Genomic DNA, 18,410 nt, shown 5'->3' on the forward strand with positions numbered 1-18,410 from the left:
GACATACAACGTAATCTGTCACCTGTCGTGTGGTCAAGGACACATGGGAAGGCGAAAAGAGTGGGCGACCATCACCTACGGCGACTGGAGACAGATATCGTAATATGTCATCCTGTGGCGCAGTACACACCCGAATGGAAAGGGGCATACGTGTGACAAAGAGCGTTGACATTTCTGACCTGGCAGGGTTTCGCGCCAAGGCGGCTCAATGGTTGGCGGAGACCGCACCCGAGCACGGTTGGTTGAAGACACCGGACGGCTCTCGACGCAGAGTCGGTGCCGGCGATCACGAGGCTGTCGAGCGCAACCGCGAGTGCCAACGGCTGCTGTTCGAGGCGGGTTTCGCCGGTATCAGCTGGCCCACGGAGTACGGCGGTCAGGGCTTGAGCCTGCGGGAGCAGATCGTCTTCAACGAGGAGGCCGGTGCATACGATCTACCGCTGGTCGTCTACATCATCGGCCTCGGGATGTGCGGCCCGACGATCCTGGCGGCCGGCACCGAGGAGCAGAAGCGGCGCTACATCGAACCCATGCTGCGTGGAGATGAGGTGTGGTGTCAGCTGTTCTCGGAACCCGGGGCGGGATCCGACGTGGCTGGACTGTCCAGCAAGGCTGTCCTGGATGGTGACGAGTGGGTTCTGAACGGACAGAAGGTGTGGACGTCCGGTGCGCACCACTGTGAGTTCGGCATCGTCCTGGCGCGTACGGACGTGAACGTTCCGAAGCACAAGGGCCTCACCATGTTCATCCTCGATCTCCGGTCCGCCGGCGTGACGGTTCGCCCCATCCGCCAGATCGATGGTGGCGAGCACTTCAATGAAGTGTTCTTCGACGACGTTCGGATTCCCGCCGAGAACGTCCTCGGCGGGGTCGGACGCGGTTGGCAGACCGCGACGACGACGTTGATGAACGAACGGGTGTCGCTCGGGGCGGTGCGGCCGATGGACGACGTGCACTCGGCGCAGGCGTTGATCGATCTCGCCGCGGAGCAGGGCCTGTCGGCAGACGAGTCGATTCGTGCCCGGCTCGCGGATCTGTGGATGCGCGAATCGGTGGTGGGGTTGCTCGGCAAGCGCATCACGGCCACCATCCTCAGCGGCCGACAGCCGGGACCCGAAGGGTCGGTCGCCAAACTGGTGCGCACCGACTATTCCAATCGCGCGGCGGAGTTCGGATTCGCCCTGGCAGGGGCCGCCGGAGCGGCTTGGCGGGAAGGCGCGCCCCAGGGTGACTCCTTCGTGAACACCTTGCTGTTCGTGCCGACTCTGTCGGTCGCGGGCGGCACCGATGAGGTCTTGAAGAACATCATCGGCGAACGAGTACTCGGACTTCCCAAGGAGCCGCAGGTGGACCGGGATGTTCCGTTCAGCGAGCTGAAGGACAGGTGAGCGACCAATGAGCATTGTTTTCGAAGAGGAACACCACGCCTTCCGGGCTTCGATCCGGCAGTTCTTCCAGTCGAACTTCGACAGCGCGTCCACGCGTGTCCAGATGGAGTCCGTGTCGGGTTTCGAGCGCGCCACCTGGCAGCGTATGGCTGACGAACTGGGCCTTCAGGGTCTGTCCTTGCCGGAGGAGTTCGGGGGATCCGGTGCAGGACCGGTCGAACAGCTACTCGTCTGGGAAGAGATGGGGCGGGCAATTGTAGGTACGCCCTATCTGAGCACAGTCGGACTCACCGCCAACATCCTTCGCATGGCCGATGACAGCGTCACGAAGAAGGAGTGCCTGTCCGGGATCGCATCGGGTTCGGTCATCGCGACGGTCGCTCTGCGCAATGCGGCTGGTGCGCGGCTCGACGAGTTCACCGCGAAGGTGACCCGGCGCGGCGATGAGTACCTGCTTTCCGGAACCGCGACGTATGTTCCTGACGGACATGTGGCCGACGTGGTTGTCGTCGAAGCCGACCACAACGGGAGTGCGTCGTTGTTCGCGGTGGACACCCGTCGTGGGGGTGTCCGAGCAGAGCAGCTCGTGACTGCGGACATGACTCGGAAGCAGGCCCACCTGCATTTTGATGACGTGCAGGTGACTCGGGTGGCGACTGATGACGTGGATCGGGTCATCACGCGGGGTGTGGCTCTCGCAACTGTTGCGATTGCCGCCGAACAGCTGGGTGGTGCGCAGGCGTGTCTGGACGTGGCGGTCGAGTACGCGGGGACCAGATCCCAGTTCGGCCGCAGGATCGGTAGCTTCCAGGCGATCAAGCATCGGTGTGCCGACATGCTGACGGCGATCGAGGTCGCACGCTCCGCTGTCTATCACGCGACAGACCTGGCAGCAGCCGACGACGTCGATTGGGGCGCATTCTTCCTCGCGGCACCTACTGCGAAAGCGATGGCCGCGGAGGCGTACACGTATTCGGCGCGGCAGAACATCCAGATCCACGGTGGGATCGGCTGCACCTGGGAGCACGACGCCCACCTCCACTATCGCCGTGCCCATTCATCGGCGACGTTGCTTGGTGGGATCGACCATCAGCGCCGGCTGCTGGCAGATCGGCTGGGGATCTGAGGTGAGTGTTCTGCCGACAGAGTTCGCTGCCGGTCTTCGGTATCCGGAGACGACGGTCCAGGCAGTTCTCGAAGGGGCTGCGTGCGCATACGGTGACCGGCCCGCCCTTACGCAGGACGGTCGTTCGATCAGCTATCGAGAGCTGTGGGCGTCGGCGGTTTCGTTCGCGCATGCCCTCCGGCGAGCGGGGGTGTCACCGGGTGAGGTGGTCGCCGTTCATCTGCCGAACTGCATCGAGTACGCGATCGCGTACTACGGATCGCTCGTCGCCGGGGCGACGTACTCACCGACGAATCCGCTGCTACCGCAGGATGATCTGCAGTATCAACTCAACGACTGTGCCGCGCGCGCGGTGGTGACGCACGACATGTCGGGCCCGACCCTGGCCCGAGTCCTCGACGCGACGGGCGTCGTTCTGGTGATCCACGTGGGGCAGGAGGCCCTTTCGGGTTCCGTTCCTTTCGACGACTTCGTCGAATCCGGACGAGGAGACGGACTCTCCGCCGTTGCAGACGTCGGTGTCGGCGACCTCGCGCACATCTCGTACACGGGTGGAACCACCGGGCGATCCAAGGGTGTCGAACTGACTCACCGGAATGTGGTCTCCAACATCGTCCAGTTTGTCGCTTGGAATCACGGTGCAGTTCCGGTGAACGCGGAGGAGGGCAGGCTGGATTTCATCCAGATCGGACATGAGTCCGACTGGCCGGTGCGTCTCGGGACCGGTACCTCGATCAATCTCACCCCGTGGTTCCATGCCATGGGATGCGTTGGTTCGTTGAGCGTGCCCATTGCCGCGGGGGTCACGCTCGTGTTGCACGACCGGTTCCAGCCGGCGAAGTACCTCGCCGACGCCGAGAAGTACCGGGTGACGTCGTTCAGCGGTGCCCCGGCGCTGTACGCGGCTCTGCTTGCGTGTCCCGACCTCGAGACCCGAGACCTCGGAAGCGTCTCCAACATCAGTTCGGGTGCGGGCCCGCTGCCCCGTAGCCACATCGCGGCTCTCCGTGCGAGATTCGAGAACGCGGTCGTGACCGAAGGCTACGGGCTGACGGAGGCGACGATGGGGGTGGCCATTGGACCGACCTGGGTCTCGGGGCTCAGAAAACCCGGGACTGTGGGTGTGCCCGTCTTCGACACGGAAATCGGACTGGTCGACCCTGACAGTGGTGTGCCGGTCGAGACCGGAGAACAGGGTGAGATCGTCGTGCGTGGACCACAGGTGATGCGCGGATACCACAACCGCCCGCAGGAGACCGCCGAGGTACTGGACGAAGAAGGCTGGCTACGCACCGGGGATATCGGAGTCCTCGACGAAGACGGTTACCTCACGATCGTCGACCGCAGCAAGGACATGCTGATCTACAAGGGGTACAACGTCTATCCCCGTGAGATCGAGGAGATTCTGACAGCTCGGCCCGAGGTGTACGGCGCAGCGGTCGTGGGTCGACCCGACCAAGCTGTCGGCGAGATCCCGGTCGGGTTCGTGGTCCCGGCCGCCGGTGCGACCATCGATCCTTCTGTGCTGATGGACGAGGTCAACGCCATGCTATTGCCCTACAAGCGAATCCGGGAGATCCATGTCGTCGAGGACCTGCCGATCTCCGGTGCCGGAAAGGTCTTGAAGCGGACATTGCGAGAACGTCTCGGACCTATAGCCGCACCCTGATGTCGACCGCCAGAGGTTTCTGGTTTCTCACCGAGCCAGCAGGGCACGAACGATAAAGTTCCTGACGTACTCAACCCGCTCCTCGGGATTGGTTGTCAGCACTGTCGGGTGGGTGAGAAACCAGAACTCCTGGTAGGTGATCCAGCGGACGGCCGCGGAGAAGTCGAGGTCGCGAGCGATCACGCCCTCGTTCAGGTATCGGCGCAGGACGGGGAACCAGAACTCGTTCCGAGCGTGGAACATTGCCTCCGACCGGAACACCATCTCGGCCATCCGGGGGGCGATGGTGGGTTCCAGCATGGAGTCGAACAGTGGGAACTCCTGTGCCGCCCGAAGCTCCTCGATGAAGATTGTCACCAGTTGCTCAGGCGAAGGAGTTCCGGCCGCGACGTCGCGCAAGTTCTCATTCATCTCCTGAAGCTGCTCGATGTACATCGCGATCAGCAGATCGTCTTTCCCGGAGAAGTGCTTGTAGATCGTCTGGCGGGCGATGCCCGCGGCGCGGGCCACGTCCTCCATGCTGAATTTGCTCACGGTGAACCGCTCGACCACTGGGCGCGCGGCGCGCAGAATCCGTGTGCGCGTCACCGAATCTCCCGACTGCATGGGCACCTTTCGTTAGAAGACAAGTGACAGAAGTTGTCGCTCTCCGAACCAATGTTACTCGCCTACGCGGTGCAATGCGCCCGCCGTCTTCAGAGCTGCCCCACAATCGCCGCCATCCTTGGCGGCAGACGACAAACACTGTAATCTGTCTTCCTAGCGAGTGATCCACAGCACCACGAAGTAGCAAACACCTGGAGGTCTTGATGTCCCCACTCACCGCACAACCTCGCGGTCTCGACGTCCCCGAGGTCGTCCCGCCGGGCAGGGAGCTGAGGCGAACCGTCAACTACGAAAAGGCGGTGGCAACCTTCGGGCGCAGCGAGCTCGAGTTCCTGACCTCGCACTACAACACCGGTGACGAGATCGGCTACCGGGCGTACAAGGCGCTGAAGCCACTCAAAGGTCGCGGCAAAGAAATGTTCGACAAGGCGTTGAGTGACGGTATCGAGTCGGTGCCGGACGCGCCGCAGGAGCTGATCGATCTCTTCGAATCGGTTGACTCCGTGCCGGATTGGGTCGATTGGAACCAGCTGCATCGCGGCAGTGTCGCCTACTGGCGGGGCGGCAAGATCGTTGTGATGACGTTGGCCTACGCGGCAATCGGCGCCGGATTCCGTACCTACGGAGGGTCGCGACCGCTCGTGCTCAGTCGACGCCTCATCGAACGTGACCAGGTTGGGCGTCGACTCATCGAGACACTGAGGTGGGCGGCGAACTCGTCGAAGCCCGGGGGAATGGAACGCCGAGGCGACGGATTCCGAATGACCATGGAAGTCAGATGGATTCATGCGGCTGTTCGCTACCACTTGTCGCGCAACGAGCACTGGGACTGGGACGATTGGGGCCTGGTTGTCAGCAATATGGACTCCCTCTACACGATGGGAAGCCTCTTCGCCGAAGCGGTTGTCGACGCGCTGCAGAAGGCCGGGATGAAGGTCACCCAGCGGGACAAGGAGGACATCACCGCGTTGTGGCGCTATGTGGGCCACATCATGGGGATTCCCGAAGAGGTGAACTTCGTCGATTGGGCAGACCTCAAGCGGAAGTCGGCGATCGTCAAGATGCTCGAGCATCCGGCGGACGAGGGCTGCCGTGCGCTCATGAAATCCCTCACCGACTACATGTGTGAGGAGGAGATCGAGGGCTACGAGGTCATACCGGGTCCGATTGATCGGCGACTCGACGCCGATCAGAAACGCAAGCTCACCTACGGTTTGATGCGCGCGTGGGCCGGCGACGAGATCTGCGAACAACTGAACATCCCGAACAATCGGTTGCGTTATTTGCTGCCTGCGGCAAAGCCTTTCGTCGCACTCTACGATCGTGTGACCCGGCTCCTGCCACACGACGACGAAGCCAAAGCCCGCGCCGCTATCGAGGCGTTCGGCGTCGCGGTGCAACTGCGTGAGGGCGAGACCGAAGTCGCGGACGCCGATGACGTCGTCACGCGACTGGAACGCAACAGCTCCAGGGCGAACGACATTCTCGTCAAGACCTGACTGGTGTACGGCGCACTCGCCGTGCGGTATCGGATGACAACAACGTATCTGTTTCGAACTGAAAGATTTTTGAATGAATGAAGCGGTAATCATCGATGCGGTCAGGTCGCCCCTCGGAAAGGGGAAGGCCGGCGGGTCGCTGGCTGGTCTGCATGCTGTCGAGCTCTTGTCACAGACGATCAAGAATCTGTTGTCGCGCGTGGACCTGGATCCGGCATTGATCGATGACGTCCTGGTCGGTTGTGTTCAGCAAGTCGGTGAGCAAGCAGGGAACATCGGGCGGATGGCCTGGTTGTCGGCCGGTCTCCCGCAACACGTTCCGGCGACGACCGTCGAGCGGAAATGTGGCTCCAGCCAGCAGGCAGCTCACTTTGCCGCTCAGGGGATCATGGCCGGTGTCTACGACTTCGCGATCGTTGCGGGCGTCGAGTCCATGAGCAGGATTCCGATGGGGACCTCGACGGTCGGGATGGACCCCTACGGTCCAGGTGTGGCCGAGCGTTACGCACCCGGGCTCGTTCCTCAGGGTGTCTCGGCCGAGCTCATCGCCTCCCGATGGAAACTCGATCGTGAACAGCAGGACCGCTACGCGGCGCGGTCGCATGAACGTGCGCTCAACCGCGAGGATCGTGGAGACGTGCGCGCCGAGATCGTGCCGATCCGGGTGGTGGGTGAAGACGGTGGGGAGCGCATCGTCGACACCGATGAGACGCCACGTCGTGGTACGACCGCAGAGAAGCTCGCCGGCCTGCAGCCCGCCTTCGTCAGGACGAAGGCAGACGATCGATTCCCGGAGATCTCGTGGTCGGTGACAGCGGGCAATTCGTCCCAGATCACGGACGGAGCATCAGCCATGCTGGTGGCCAACGCCGCAGTGGCGGAACGGCTCGGCCTCGTTGCACGCGCGCGGTTCCATTCGTTTGCGGTGGCTGCGGACGATCCGGTCCTGATGCTGACGGGCCCGATCCCCGCCACCAAGAAGGTGCTGAGTCGCTCGGGTCTGTCACTCGAGGACATCGACCACTACGAGATCAACGAGGCGTTCGCTCCGGTGCCTCTCGCCTGGCAGGCCGAATTCGACGCCGACCCGGAACGACTCAACCCGGCCGGTGGCGCAATCGCGCTCGGACATCCGCTGGGCGCTTCGGGGGCGCGCCTGATGACGACGATGTTGACGAATCTCGAACAGACCGGGGGGCGTTACGGACTGCAGTCGATGTGCGAGGCAGGCGGTATGGCCAACGCGACGATCATCGAACGACTCGGGTGACTTCATCCAACATCCCTTCTTCAACAACATAATTCGAGAGGATTTCATGAATATCGACCAGTCTTCGGTGGTTGTCACCGGAGGGGCTTCCGGCCTGGGATTGGCCACGGCTCAGGCGCTCGGGAAGGCCGGCGCCGCCGTGGTGATCGTCGACCTGCCGGCGTCACGCGGCGAGGAGGTGGCAGCTGAGATCGGAGCGCAGTTCGCTCCCGCCGATGTCACCGACGAAGCGGCCGTCAATGCCGCCCTCGACCTGGCTGAGTCGGCCGGTAAACCCATCCGAGCCGTGGTTCACTGCGCAGGTAGCGGGCACACGTTGCGCGTCCTGGACAAGCAGGGTGAACCTGCGCCGCTCGAGCACTACACGAAGGTCATCACGACCAATCTGATCGGATCGTTCAATGTGCTGCGCCTCGCCGCGGCTCGAATGGCTCGCAACGAGAGTGTCGATGGCGAACGAGGGGTCGTCATCATGACCGCATCAGTTGCGGCGTTCGAAGGGCAGATCGGCCAGATTCCGTACGCATCGTCGAAGGCCGGCGTCGTGGGTATGACCATCGTGGCGGCGCGGGATCTCGCCGGCAAGCAGATCCGTGTGGCGACAATCGCTCCCGGAATCTTCGAGACCCCGCTGCTGGGTCGCCTGTCGCAGGAGGTTCGGGATTCGCTGGGTGCCTCGGTACCCCATCCGAAGCGACTCGGCTCGCCGAGCGAGTACGCGATGCTGGCAGCGCACATCATCGAGAATCCGATGATCAACGGTGAGACCATCCGCCTCGACGGAGCGATCCGTATGGCGCCGAGGTGATGTGCGGACCATGACAATCGACGTGAGATCCGGAGCGAGTCGTGTCGAGGTCACTGTCGACAACGGGCTTGCTCGGGTCACATTGAACCGTCCGGAGAAGAAGAATGCCATCGGCACGGAGATGTGGTCGGCATTGGAGGAGGCGCTCGCGGAGATTCGGAACTGCTCGGAGGTCCGTGTCCTGATCCTCGCGGGTGCCGGTGACACGTTCTGCGCCGGTGCGGATCTCTCCAGCGACCAGGCCCAGGGCAAGGCCTCGACGCATCGGAGCCAGCACGAGCGGATGCAATGGTTCAACACCGTTGTCGCCGAGCTGGCTTCGCTGACGGTTCCGACCATCGCGGCCGTGGACGGTGCGGCCGTCGGAATCGGGATGAACTTGGCATTGTCGTGCGACTTCGTTATCGCATCCGAACGCGCTCGTTTCTGCGAGATCTTCATTCGACGCGCGTTGAGTGTCGATGGTGGCGGGAGCTGGACACTCCCGAGATTGGTCGGGATGCGCAAGGCCAAGGAGCTCTGCATGCTCGGTGAGTCCATCACCGCCAGCGAAGCACTCGAGTTGGGACTGGTCTACAGGGTTGTCGGGGTTGATGCGCTGGAGGCGTCGGTCGATGACCTGGCGAACCGTTTGCGCGGGTTCTCTCCCTCGGCGTTGGCCAGCACCAAGGCGCTGCTGAACGATTCGTTCAGCAGCTCGTACAGCCAGGCGCTCGAAGCCGAGGCCCGCTTGCAGGCGCTCAACATCGCGGGCCCCGACTTCCAGGCAGCGGTTCGGGCCTTCGCGGCGAAGAGTCGCGTCGGCTGATAGGAGGCCGGCGGCGCAACAGCGGCGCGGGACCATCCAGACGGTCATACCGGCTCCTGCTGCTGGATGATCTGTCAGTGCGGCATCAGATCTACGACGAAGTGCAGAAATGACATGAACGATTCACATCCACATCCTCGATTAGGAGGCGTCTGATGCTGTCCGTGTACGCGGTCGGCGCGAGTCCGACCGATCCCATGTCTGCTTTGGAAATCGGCGAGCGTCCCGAACCTGCTCGGCGCGAAGGGTGGACCACCGTAGAGGTCAAGGCTGCCTCGTTGAACCACCACGACATCTGGGCACTGAAGGGAATCGGGCTGCCCGCGAGCCGGCTTCCCATGATCCTGGGCTCTGACGGCGCCGGATTGGACGAATCGGGGCGGCGTGTCATCATTCATCCAGTCATCGATGACGGATCGACGAGATCGGTACTCTCCGAGCGCTTCAACGGGACCTTCGCCTCGTTTGTTTCGGTGCCGACCGGCAACCTCATCGAACTCCCGAACACCATCAGTTTCGAGGAAGCGGCGTGTCTTCCGACCGCGTGGCTGACCGCCTACAGAATGCTCTTTGAACGAGCCAAGATCGGGAGTGATGATCTCGTTCTGGTGCAAGGAGCGAGTGGTGGTCTGTCGACTGCGCTCATCATGCTGGCGAAAGCCTCCGGAGCGCGTGTGTGGGTGACTGGTACGAGTGCCGAGGCTCGTCGCTTCGCCGCGGATATCGGTGCCGAGGCGACCTTCGAGGTCAACGCGCGACTACCCCAGCACGTCGATGTGGTGATGGATTCAGTCGGAGCGGCTACGTGGAATCACTCTCTGAAGTGTTTACGGGCAGGCGGGACCATGGTGGTGCCCGGTGCCACAACCGGGTACGAGGCGACGATCAACATTGCACTGGTCTTCGCGAAGCAGTTGACGATTGTCGGGTCGTCGATGGGTTCGCTCGAACAGCTCGCCGACCTGACTGAATTCTGCAGCGTGAACCAGATCCGTCCGCCGGTAGCCGCAACCTATTCACTAGGCAAGGCGGACAGAGGATTCCTGGATATGATTGATGGTCGGATACGTGGAAAGGTCGTCTTCACCGCGAGTTCCTGAAGACGGGCGTGTGCCGCCGCCCGCTCCCCGTCCCGTCGGGCAATCCGGGACACCCCATGAGAGCCCGGTGGAGGGACGCCCAACTTCCGAGGACATCGCGAAGTTCGCGGCGTCGTCTGCCTCGGGCGAGGTCTACGCCTGTGGGGCTGAAGGATTCCTGGACTCCTTCGTCGAGGGAGTTGCGCTCTGGTCGCCGTCTGCTGTGGTCCATCTCGAGCGGTTCACCACTGATCCGGCCAAGGAGGAGAACACCGCACCGGATGGAGGTGCCGACATCTTTGGTGACCCGCATAAGGTCGATTGCGGCCCTGACTCCACGTTGCTCTGCGCGCTCAGGTCGCACGGAGTCGAGTCTCCATACGCCTGCGAAGAGGGCACATGTGGCGCGTGTATCTGTCGCCTCGTCAAGGGGGAGGTACTGCTGCGCTACAACGACGTACTGGACGCAGACGAGCTAGCAGAGGGGGTACATTCTCGCCTGCCAGGCGGTGCCGGGCGCCGATGAGGTCGGAGTGGTCTACGAGTAGCCGACGCCGCGCCGGAGGAGGGCGGCCGCGACGATGCGCGCGTGGGAGAGTGCCGACCTGCAGGAGGGGCGTGCGGCTCGGACCGAGAAGCGTGCGCCGCGGTTCACCGGCGCCTGAAGTCACCGGTGGTGTATCGGCCCGTCCCCCAGGTGAAGCGGTGTGGCCGAGGCGTTGTGGCGCTCGGCGATGAGTTGCGCCGCAATGGCGACAGCCACCTCGGCGGGGGTGTGACCGCCCAGGTCGAGTCCGAGGGGTGAGCGCAGGCGGGCGAGTTGTGCGTCGTCGACTCCTGCTTCACGGAGGCGACGGTTCCGGTCGTCGACGGTCCGTCGTGATCCGAGTGCGCCGATGAACCCGAACGTCGGTGCGGCGAGTGCCGTTCGCAGTGTCGGGACGTCGAACTTGGGGTCGTGTGTCATCACGCAGACGGCGGTCGTGCCGCTGACCCGCCGATCCCGGATCTGTTCTGCCAGATAGCGATCGGGCCAGCCGACGATCACCTCGTCGGCGTCGGGGAACCGCTCGGCGGTCGCGAACACCGGGCGAGCGTCGACGACCGTGACACGCATTCCCAGGGTCGCTCCGAGCGAGCTCAGCGCTCGGACGAAATCGTTGGCGCCGACCAGGATCAATCGCGCTGTCGGTGCGAAGGTCTGCACGAAGGTCCGGGGACGTCGGTCGGGCCGGGCGCGTTCGGCGTCGCAGTCGTCGACGCCGACGAGTCCGGTGCGGCCGGTGGCGAGCAGATCGGCGACGTCGCGGTCGAGGTGTCGCCACGGCGGCTGCGAGGTCTCGGTGGCCAGGTACCAGTCGGGTTGGGCGGTCAGTGTCGTAGCCCAGGCGATGGGTTGATCGGCGGCGAGCGCGGTGGCAAGGCGAGTCAGTTGCGCCCGACGTTCCGCGCTCGGTTCGACACGTTCGACGAACACTTCGATCTGCCCACCGCAGGTCAGGCCGGGTGCCGGATCGTCGGGGTCGTCGACGCCGAAGTGTTCGACAACCGCCGTGCCGGTGTCGAGGACGTCACGGGCGGTGTGGACGAGCGCGGATTCGACGCAGCCACCCGACACCGACCCGATCACCGCGTCGTCGGCGGTGACGATCATCGCCGCGCCCAGCTCGCGCGGTGCCGATCCCGTCGTCCCGACCACGCGACACAACGCGACCGGACGCGCGTCGTCGCGATCGATCAGATCGATCAGGGACCGCAGGACGTCGCGCATGACCTCCAGTGGACCAGATCGGGGCCCCACAGGCCAGGCGAGGGGGTGCTACGGTGCTCTGCATGTCGAGTCCGCAGAAAGGCGCATGAGGCGCCCTCGTGGTTTGCTGGTCCGGGTCGCGGAGATGTCACTTGGTGACGGAGCGCTGGCGCCACCTCGAGTCGGAGCGATCACCGACTTTCCCCTGGCGTTCTCCGAGGCGGAATCGCCGCCGTTCTCCGGTGATTCGAGGCGGTCCGACGGGCTGATGACCGTGCGGGGTGTGCTGGAGCCTGACGACGCCGGACCATTCGAATACCGCGACGACGGTACGGGTGCGTCGTGGTGGATCTGGCGAGGCCTGCTTCGCGGCGACGGTTGGACCGCCACTTGGCACGGCCGCCGGCCGTTGTGCGGGACGGTCGAACTGACCGGCTATTTCACCAGCACGCTGAAGATCGATGCGGGACGTGTTCGCGGTCGAATCACTCGCGTGTACCACACAGACACGACCACCTTGATCGACCTCGATCTCGACGACGTACCTCCGCCCGCACCACGCCCATCCCTTGTGCCCGGTGACATCTCCGCGGCGGGCGACGCGCTCTGGGTGGCCGACACGGAACTGCCGCTGGTCGCACGGCTCGACACCACAACGAATCACGCGACCGAATACGTGCTCCCTGCGGGAACCACCGACATGCGAAGGGTCGCAGCAACCCCGACGGGATGCTGGGTGTTCGGGACCGACGGGCTGTACCGCGTCACCGCGGGCTCGCCCGCGTATCGGGTCTGCCACGGAGGCATCGCCGATGCAGCGACCAGCGGTGAGGCGCTCATCGTCCACGACGTCGAACACGGCTGGACGCTGCACTCACCGAACAATGATCCGATCCCTCTCGCCATGCCGGAAGGCGGGCCGAGGAGTATCGGCATCGACTGCCGCTCAGGCAATTTCGTTGTCGCGCTCTCCACGCGAGACGCATCCGGGCATCGCCTCCGACTCGTGCGGATCACAACGACCGGCACGATCGCCGTCGGCCGGCCGGTGCAGCCCCCGGCTCGGCGGGCCCAGCGTCCGTTCTTCGCCGGCAGCCCGCCGCGCCTGTTCTACGGTGGTGTGGTCAGCACGGTCAACGACGACCTCACTCTCGGGCCACACGAACGGTTACCCGCGAGGCCTGTCGACGGCGGAGCACTCGGTGACGACGCGTGGGTATTGACGTACCGGTCGACTACGGACCCTGAGTGGTCGTGGTGGCCGATTCCCGAACCCGACGTTCCCGCGACGCCACTCCCTCGCGTACCGATCCTCTCCGTTCTCGAATCATCGACGCTCGCAGTCAAATCCAGCTGGCGGATCGACCAGCATCGCTCGGTGACCGCGCAGCCGGCCGCGGTCTGGGTGACCGACCGAGATCAGCTGTACCGATTGCTCGCCGCGCCGGCGACGCGCAGGCCGGAGCTGGTAGAGGTCGCCGCGCGGATCACGGAGTCCATTCCGCCCGCCACCGAATGCGAGCGCAGACGATGAGCGATGCACGACACGATGGCCCGCACCGGCGACGAACGTTGACCGTCCTGGTCGACGAGCTCGCGATCTCCGACGGCCAGATCGATCCGCCTGAGGTCGGTGTGGTCACCTCATTCCCACTTCTGTTCACCGAAACGTCTGCGGGTGAGCCTGATTCGGTAACCGTCCGCGGCACGCTGGAACCGGCGGAACGCGGCCCGCGGAAGAGTGGCGACGGCTGGCGGTGGAGCGGGCTTCTACGCGGTGACGGATGGACGGCCACGCGGCGCGGCCGCCGCCCACTCACCGGACGAGTCGAGCTGACCGGACAGTTCATGGGCGTCATGGGGATCGACGCGGACGGGTGGGTACGCGGACGAGTGACCAGTGTTCAGGTCGCCACCATGTTCTGGGTGCGGGACGACACCCCGATGCGGTGGGCACCGGTGCCTCGACGTCGTGAATACCGCACCGTGGAGAAGTCACCCAGGTTCTTCTCGGATGAGCGCGCGTTCGACGGCGATCCACCTGCGTTGTCGCGCTGCGAGATCGGCGTCCTGATCACACTCGATCTCGACGACGTCCCCCCGTTGCCGCTTCGTCCACGGCTGGTCGCGGGCGATGTCGCGGCGTGTGGAGGACGTGTGTGGGCCATTGACAGCGAACTGCCCACAGCGGTGCGGATCGACGACGACGGTTCGGCGACAACTCATCTGTTTCCCGGACCGGTCGCGCGGGGTCGGTCGGTGTGGGCCACTCCGTCCGGGTGCTGGATCAGCGGGCCCGACGGTACCTATCGCGTCGACGCAGCCACCGAGATGGGCCGGCGGACGAGCGAGGTGCCGGCCACGGTCGGCGCCGTGCGCGGCGAGCACTTCCTCGCATGTTCCCCGACCCAGCCGTGGCTCATCCACGCACCCGGCGCGGAACCCGTCGAGGTCGACACCCCCACCGGTTCGCCGATCGACTCCGTCGCCGACGGAGGCAGCTTCGTCGTCCTTCTCCGATGCGACGATGCAGCCGGCGCGCGGCGCTACCGGCCGGCCAGGATCGCGATGAGCGGCACCTGCCATCCGGGTCCGATGCTGCCCGACACCGAAGGCCGCCATCCGCACGATCCTGTCCTCCTGGGCAATCCACTCCGAGTCGCGCAGGACGGCGCCTTCACCGACATCACACCCGACCTCACCCCCGGCACCACGCGGCACATCCCATCGAGGTTCTTCCGGGCCGGAGCCGTCGGCGACCACATCTGGATCATCGGCCACCCGCCCGATCGCTCCAGTCGATCATGGTGGCCGCTCCGAGGCCCTGCCGCCGTCGACCGCACCCGTGGCCAGTCCTGGTTGCTGACCATAGTCGACGCGACAACGCTTGAGCCCCTACATGTTGCGCCCCTTGTCACGCCGCAGCCCAGCGTGGTCTGTGACGACAACGGACCCATCTGGCTCACGGCCCGGGGACAGCTCCAGAAGATCGTCGCGTTCGGCCACACCATGGCCTGGCCCGAGACCGTGGAACTCCAGTAGACCTACTCGCCCAGCACCCGTCGCAGATGGTCATTGGCGAAGACCCGCGACGGGTCGTAACGGTCACGCACGGCGAGGAACTCGTCGAAACGCGGGTAGACGCTGCGCAGGTACTCGGCGTCGCGAGTGTGCATCTTCCCCCAGTGGGGGCGGCCGCCGAGCCCGGTCAGGATCGCCTCGACGTCGGCGAAGTACGCGGCCGTGTCGGCCGGATCGTCCCGGTGGTAACGATGTACGGCGATGTAGCCGCTGGTGCGGCCGGCCGCGGTGGACAGCATCAGATCATCTGCGGCCGCGGCACGCACCTCGATCGGAAAGCTCACGAGATACTTGCGCCGATCGAGCAGCGCCCGGATCTCGCGAAGTGCGTCGGGCACGGCGTCGAGGTCGATGGCGTACTCCATCTCGCGGAACCGGACGTCGCGCTCGGACACGAACACCTTGGTCGAGGCATCGGTCAGCTCGCGAGGGGACAGAGCGCGCCCGACGACGCCGTTGATCGCCGGCACCAGACGGGGAGCACGGCTGCCGACCTCGCAGAGGAGCCGGAGCGTCTTGTTGCTCAACAGCTCGTCGTCGATGTAGCGCCTGATGCGCGACGGTCCGCTGACGGGAGTGTCGGCACCGACGCGCGTATTGGTCTTCACCAGGGCGCAATTCGTGTGCGGGAACAGGTAGAACTCGTGATGATCCGATGATGCGACGCGATCGAGGAACGACGCGATCGCGTCGTCGGCGGACGCCGGACCCTCCACGGCGTGCAGCCGGAACTCCTCCACGCACTCGATGGTGAGTTCCACGACGACGCCGAGTGCGCCGAGACCCAGTGCGACAGCAGCCAGATCGGCATCGTCGGGTCCCAGTGTCACCACATCGCCGGTGCCGGTCACGATCGTCGCGCCGACGATCTGCGTGCTGATGCCCCCGAATGCCAGACCGGTGCCGTGGGTGCCGGTGGAGGTGGCGCCGGCGATGGTTTGACGGTCCACGTCCCCGAGATTCGCCATGCCCAGTCCGAAAGGTGCCAGCAAGCCGGGGATCTCGTGCAGATGCGTCCCCGCACGCAGCGCCACCCGATGGCCGTCGACACCGACGAGGCCGCGCAGACCCGACAGCTCGAGCTGGACATCGTCGGCGACGGCGATGGGGGAGAAGCTGTGTCCGGCGCCGACGGTCTTGACCGTCCCCCCGCGTTCGGCGGTCTCGCGCACGATGCCCGTCACCTCGGCGACGCTCGAGGGGCGCAGCACCCGAGCCGGTGTGCACTCCGCGGTGCCGCCCCAGTTGCGCCAGCGTTGCTCGTGCGCCACAGACGTGCCGGTCACAGGAAACACCTCCCCTCACCCCGGTAGGTGGGCACGACCTCACCCACGACGGCGTGCCCCGTATCGTCGCGGTCGATGATCGCGACCTCGCGCGCCCGTTCGCAGACCTCGCCGGACTTGGTGTGGCGGAACCACACCCGGTCGCCGATCATCAGTCCCGCGGCAGCCGGTCCCCGCAGCGGCGTCTGCACCTCGCCGGCGGCCTCGGTGCCGACGAAGTCGAGTCCGGCGGGCCACACCGGTTTCGGTAGTCGGTCGGCCGCCGGTGGGCCCGACGCGATCCAGCCGCCGCCCGCGCACGTCACGATGTCGACCGCCGGGCGCCGGACCACGTCGAGCCCGAAGGCCAGCGCGGGAGCGGGCCGGAAACGGCGGTAGCCGTCGAACAGGTGTCCGCCGAAAAGACCGCTGCCCGCGGCGATGTCGGTGACCGCACCGTCGCGCGCGGTCTCCTCCAGGGAGCCGGTGCCGCCGGCATTGACGAAGTCAAGGTCGGCGATCTCCCGAAGCTCGGCGATGATCCGGCCGCGGCGGCGCCGGAGCTCGGCCATCGACAGGTGTTGCATGGCGCCGACGGCTCGGTTCACGACCGCCTTGCCGGGTACGTCGTCGGCGACACCGGCGACCTGCGCCTCATACGACATGACGCCGACGAGGTCGAAACCCTTGCGGGCCACGATGTTCCGGGCGAGTTCGAGAACCGCGCGCCGGGAGTGCAGCGGGGAGCGGCGAACCCCGATGTGTATGCGGCCGCCGAGTAGCCGATAGGACGCATCGACGTCGATGGCCACCCGGATCGACGGACGTCTCTCCGGCGACACCACCGCGTCGATGACGTCGAGCTGGTCGACCGAGTCGACCAGAACGCTCACCCGGCGCACCGCCACATCGTCGGCGGCGAATGCGGCGAGCGCGTTGCGCCGCACACTCGGGTAACCCATCAGCACATCGTCGATGCCCGCGGTCGTGGCGAGCCAATGCGCTTCGGCGAGGTCGTAGGCGAGGACGCCGTGAAAACCCCTGCGGCTGGTGATGTCGGAGATCACCGAGCGCACCCGGACGGACTTGGTCGCCAGCCGGATGGGGACACCGGCGGAGCGGCGGATCAGGTCCGTGGCGTTGTGCTCCAACGCGGCACGATCGAGCGCGAGGACGGGCGCGTCGAGACCGGCGTCAGCGACCGCCTGATCGATTGCCGCCCAATAACCCTCCGGATCGGTCAGCCACGTGCCGCCGGTGGCGGTGCCGCCGTGGACCCCCGACACCGCGCGACCGTCAGTCGAACCTGACATAGGTGATGAGCTGATCGGCGACGGCGGTGATGATGCTGTCGACGACCTTGTCGTCGGCGGTGCTGAGGTAGATCAGGGTGATGGAGTTGGTGGCCGCGATGACGAACGGGCCCAGCTCCTCCACCGGCCGTGTCCAGCGGGCGTGGGTGAGCTCGGCGATGGCGTGCAGACCGGCCGACGCGACGCGGTAGAGCTGGTCGTACATCGCCTTGCCCACCGGCTGCAGCTCCGGGTGGTTGTGGGCGTAGATGCCGAGTGCGATCGCGGCCTGCATCCGGCCCGGATCGGCTTTGAGCAGATCGTAGAACGCGAAGAACTGGCGTTCCATGTTCTCTCGGATCGCCTCGAGGCTCGGGGGCTCGCTGTACTCCGCGGCCGGGAGCACGGTGTGGAGCATGCGTTCGATGTCGACGGGGACCGCCGTCTCCATGACCGCGCAGAGCAGCGCGGTGCGACTTTCGAACGCGTAGTGGAAGCTGGCGAGCGGCATTCCGGCGTGCGCGCAGATACGCCGGGTCGTGGCGCCTTCGACGCCGTGATCGGCGATCACGCGATAGGCCGACTCGACGAGTGCTTTTCGACGTTGGTCGACGGACATCCGAGCCACTGCGGTAACTTCCTCTGCCCACATGCGCCGGCGCATGCGTGGTGGACGATGCTGCCGCAGCCTATCAGTGGATGTCCGGATGTCCCCATTCTTCACCACGGAAAACCCCAGATCATCGGCGTGGTCCGGGCGGCGGTCGCC

The 18,410-nt window shown here is 65.3% G+C and carries 16 protein-coding genes; 11 read left to right on the top strand and 5 right to left on the bottom strand.

Annotated elements, in window-relative coordinates; all coding sequences use genetic code 11:
* The first annotated feature begins 29 nt into the window (after positions 1-29).
* From H1R19_RS06280 to H1R19_RS06290, 3 genes are read left to right on the top strand one after another with little or no spacing between them, the layout of a single operon-like run.
* Positions 30-1,388 carry an acyl-CoA dehydrogenase family protein gene (locus H1R19_RS06280; protein WP_219850946.1) on the top strand — a complete coding sequence of 453 codons (1,359 nt, stop codon included), beginning with the start codon at positions 30-32 and terminating at the stop codon, positions 1,386-1,388.
* Positions 1,389-1,395: 7 nt separating this feature from the next.
* The gene (locus H1R19_RS06285) at positions 1,396-2,514 is read left to right on the top strand and encodes an acyl-CoA dehydrogenase family protein (protein WP_219850948.1); all 1,119 of its coding nucleotides are present in this window, start codon (positions 1,396-1,398) and stop codon (positions 2,512-2,514) included.
* 1 nt (position 2,515) lies between these two features.
* Positions 2,516-4,183 carry a class I adenylate-forming enzyme family protein gene (locus H1R19_RS06290; protein WP_219850949.1) on the top strand — a complete coding sequence of 556 codons (1,668 nt, stop codon included), beginning with the start codon at positions 2,516-2,518 and terminating at the stop codon, positions 4,181-4,183.
* 27 nt (positions 4,184-4,210) lie between these two features.
* Here the strand turns inward: H1R19_RS06290 and H1R19_RS06295 are convergent, their stop codons facing one another.
* Positions 4,211-4,789, bottom strand: a complete 579-nt coding sequence (locus H1R19_RS06295) for a TetR/AcrR family transcriptional regulator (RefSeq protein ID WP_219850951.1) — start codon at positions 4,787-4,789, stop codon at positions 4,211-4,213.
* Positions 4,790-4,992: 203 nt separating this feature from the next.
* On the opposite strand from H1R19_RS06295, the gene H1R19_RS06300 reads away from it, so the two are divergent.
* The 6 genes from H1R19_RS06300 to H1R19_RS23450 all read left to right on the top strand — a co-directional run bounded on the left by H1R19_RS06300 (position 4,993) and on the right by H1R19_RS23450 (position 10,779).
* The gene (locus tag H1R19_RS06300; protein WP_219850953.1) at positions 4,993-6,288 is read left to right on the top strand and encodes an oxygenase MpaB family protein; all 1,296 of its coding nucleotides are present in this window, start codon (positions 4,993-4,995) and stop codon (positions 6,286-6,288) included.
* Between the two features lie 73 nt (positions 6,289-6,361).
* On the top strand, positions 6,362-7,558 hold the full coding sequence (locus H1R19_RS06305) for a thiolase family protein (protein WP_219850955.1): 1,197 nt from the start codon (positions 6,362-6,364) through the stop codon (positions 7,556-7,558).
* 46 nt (positions 7,559-7,604) lie between these two features.
* Positions 7,605-8,366, top strand: a complete 762-nt coding sequence (locus H1R19_RS06310; RefSeq protein WP_219850957.1) for an SDR family NAD(P)-dependent oxidoreductase — start codon at positions 7,605-7,607, stop codon at positions 8,364-8,366.
* A 10-nt stretch (positions 8,367-8,376) separates the two neighbouring features.
* Positions 8,377-9,174 carry an enoyl-CoA hydratase/isomerase family protein gene (locus H1R19_RS06315; protein ID WP_219850959.1) on the top strand — a complete coding sequence of 266 codons (798 nt, stop codon included), beginning with the start codon at positions 8,377-8,379 and terminating at the stop codon, positions 9,172-9,174.
* A gap of 155 nt (positions 9,175-9,329) precedes the next feature.
* The gene (locus H1R19_RS06320; RefSeq protein ID WP_219850961.1) at positions 9,330-10,274 is read left to right on the top strand and encodes a zinc-binding dehydrogenase; all 945 of its coding nucleotides are present in this window, start codon (positions 9,330-9,332) and stop codon (positions 10,272-10,274) included.
* Positions 10,231-10,779 carry a 2Fe-2S iron-sulfur cluster-binding protein gene (locus H1R19_RS23450; protein WP_372632016.1) on the top strand — a complete coding sequence of 183 codons (549 nt, stop codon included), beginning with the start codon at positions 10,231-10,233 and terminating at the stop codon, positions 10,777-10,779. Before H1R19_RS06320 ends, H1R19_RS23450 begins: the two co-directional genes overlap by 44 nt.
* A gap of 141 nt (positions 10,780-10,920) precedes the next feature.
* Here the strand turns inward: H1R19_RS23450 and H1R19_RS06330 are convergent, their stop codons facing one another.
* Positions 10,921-12,024 carry an XdhC family protein gene (locus H1R19_RS06330; RefSeq protein WP_219850965.1) on the bottom strand — a complete coding sequence of 368 codons (1,104 nt, stop codon included), beginning with the start codon at positions 12,022-12,024 and terminating at the stop codon, positions 10,921-10,923.
* 124 nt (positions 12,025-12,148) lie between these two features.
* Between H1R19_RS06330 and H1R19_RS06335 the strand changes: the two genes are divergently transcribed.
* Both H1R19_RS06335 and H1R19_RS06340 read left to right on the top strand, forming a co-directional pair.
* A complete protein-coding gene (locus H1R19_RS06335; RefSeq protein WP_219850967.1) occupies positions 12,149-13,537 on the top strand; it encodes an NHL repeat-containing protein in 1,389 nt (462 codons plus the stop codon).
* Positions 13,534-15,045: a hypothetical protein gene (locus H1R19_RS06340; RefSeq protein ID WP_219850969.1), complete on the top strand. Its 1,512-nt coding sequence runs from the start codon at positions 13,534-13,536 to the stop codon at positions 15,043-15,045. Before H1R19_RS06335 ends, H1R19_RS06340 begins: the two co-directional genes overlap by 4 nt.
* Before the next feature lie 2 nt (positions 15,046-15,047).
* On the opposite strand, the gene H1R19_RS06345 is transcribed toward H1R19_RS06340, so the two are convergent.
* From H1R19_RS06345 to H1R19_RS06355, 3 genes are read right to left on the bottom strand one after another with little or no spacing between them, the layout of a single operon-like run.
* Positions 15,048-16,379, bottom strand: coding sequence for a D-arabinono-1,4-lactone oxidase (locus tag H1R19_RS06345; protein ID WP_219850971.1), 1,332 nt, complete (start codon positions 16,377-16,379; stop codon positions 15,048-15,050).
* Positions 16,367-17,662: a type III PLP-dependent enzyme domain-containing protein gene (locus H1R19_RS06350; RefSeq protein WP_219850973.1), complete on the bottom strand. Its 1,296-nt coding sequence runs from the start codon at positions 17,660-17,662 to the stop codon at positions 16,367-16,369. The genes H1R19_RS06345 and H1R19_RS06350 overlap by 13 nt, the downstream gene beginning before the upstream one ends.
* Complete coding sequence (locus H1R19_RS06355; RefSeq protein WP_219850975.1) at positions 17,646-18,260, bottom strand: TetR/AcrR family transcriptional regulator; 615 nt, start codon at positions 18,258-18,260, stop codon at positions 17,646-17,648. Before H1R19_RS06355 ends, H1R19_RS06350 begins: the two co-directional genes overlap by 17 nt.
* Positions 18,261-18,410: the final 150 nt, after the last annotated feature.

Origin of the sequence: Gordonia jinghuaiqii, from assembly GCF_014041935.1 — a bacterium.
Taxonomy (GTDB): domain Bacteria; phylum Actinomycetota; class Actinomycetes; order Mycobacteriales; family Mycobacteriaceae; genus Gordonia; species Gordonia jinghuaiqii.

Bases quoted from the DNA above. Each gene is read 5' to 3' on its own strand.
- H1R19_RS06320 (WP_219850961.1), top strand. From the start codon at position 9,330: ATGCTGTCCGTGTACGCGGTCGGCGCGAGTCCGACCGATCCCATGTCT.
- H1R19_RS06285 (WP_219850948.1), top strand. From the start codon at position 1,396: ATGAGCATTGTTTTCGAAGAGGAACACCACGCCTTCCGGGCTTCGATC.
- H1R19_RS06350 (WP_219850973.1), bottom strand. From the start codon at position 17,662: ATGTCAGGTTCGACTGACGGTCGCGCGGTGTCGGGGGTCCACGGCGGC.
- H1R19_RS06330 (WP_219850965.1), bottom strand. From the start codon at position 12,024: ATGCGCGACGTCCTGCGGTCCCTGATCGATCTGATCGATCGCGACGAC.
- H1R19_RS06295 (WP_219850951.1), bottom strand. From the start codon at position 4,789: ATGCAGTCGGGAGATTCGGTGACGCGCACACGGATTCTGCGCGCCGCG.
- H1R19_RS06355 (WP_219850975.1), bottom strand. From the start codon at position 18,260: ATGTCCGTCGACCAACGTCGAAAAGCACTCGTCGAGTCGGCCTATCGC.
- H1R19_RS23450 (WP_372632016.1), top strand. From the start codon at position 10,231: ATGGTCGGATACGTGGAAAGGTCGTCTTCACCGCGAGTTCCTGAAGAC.
- H1R19_RS06310 (WP_219850957.1), top strand. From the start codon at position 7,605: ATGAATATCGACCAGTCTTCGGTGGTTGTCACCGGAGGGGCTTCCGGC.
- H1R19_RS06300 (WP_219850953.1), top strand. From the start codon at position 4,993: ATGTCCCCACTCACCGCACAACCTCGCGGTCTCGACGTCCCCGAGGTC.
- H1R19_RS06335 (WP_219850967.1), top strand. From the start codon at position 12,149: ATGTCACTTGGTGACGGAGCGCTGGCGCCACCTCGAGTCGGAGCGATC.
- H1R19_RS06315 (WP_219850959.1), top strand. From the start codon at position 8,377: ATGACAATCGACGTGAGATCCGGAGCGAGTCGTGTCGAGGTCACTGTC.
- H1R19_RS06305 (WP_219850955.1), top strand. From the start codon at position 6,362: ATGAATGAAGCGGTAATCATCGATGCGGTCAGGTCGCCCCTCGGAAAG.
- H1R19_RS06340 (WP_219850969.1), top strand. From the start codon at position 13,534: ATGAGCGATGCACGACACGATGGCCCGCACCGGCGACGAACGTTGACC.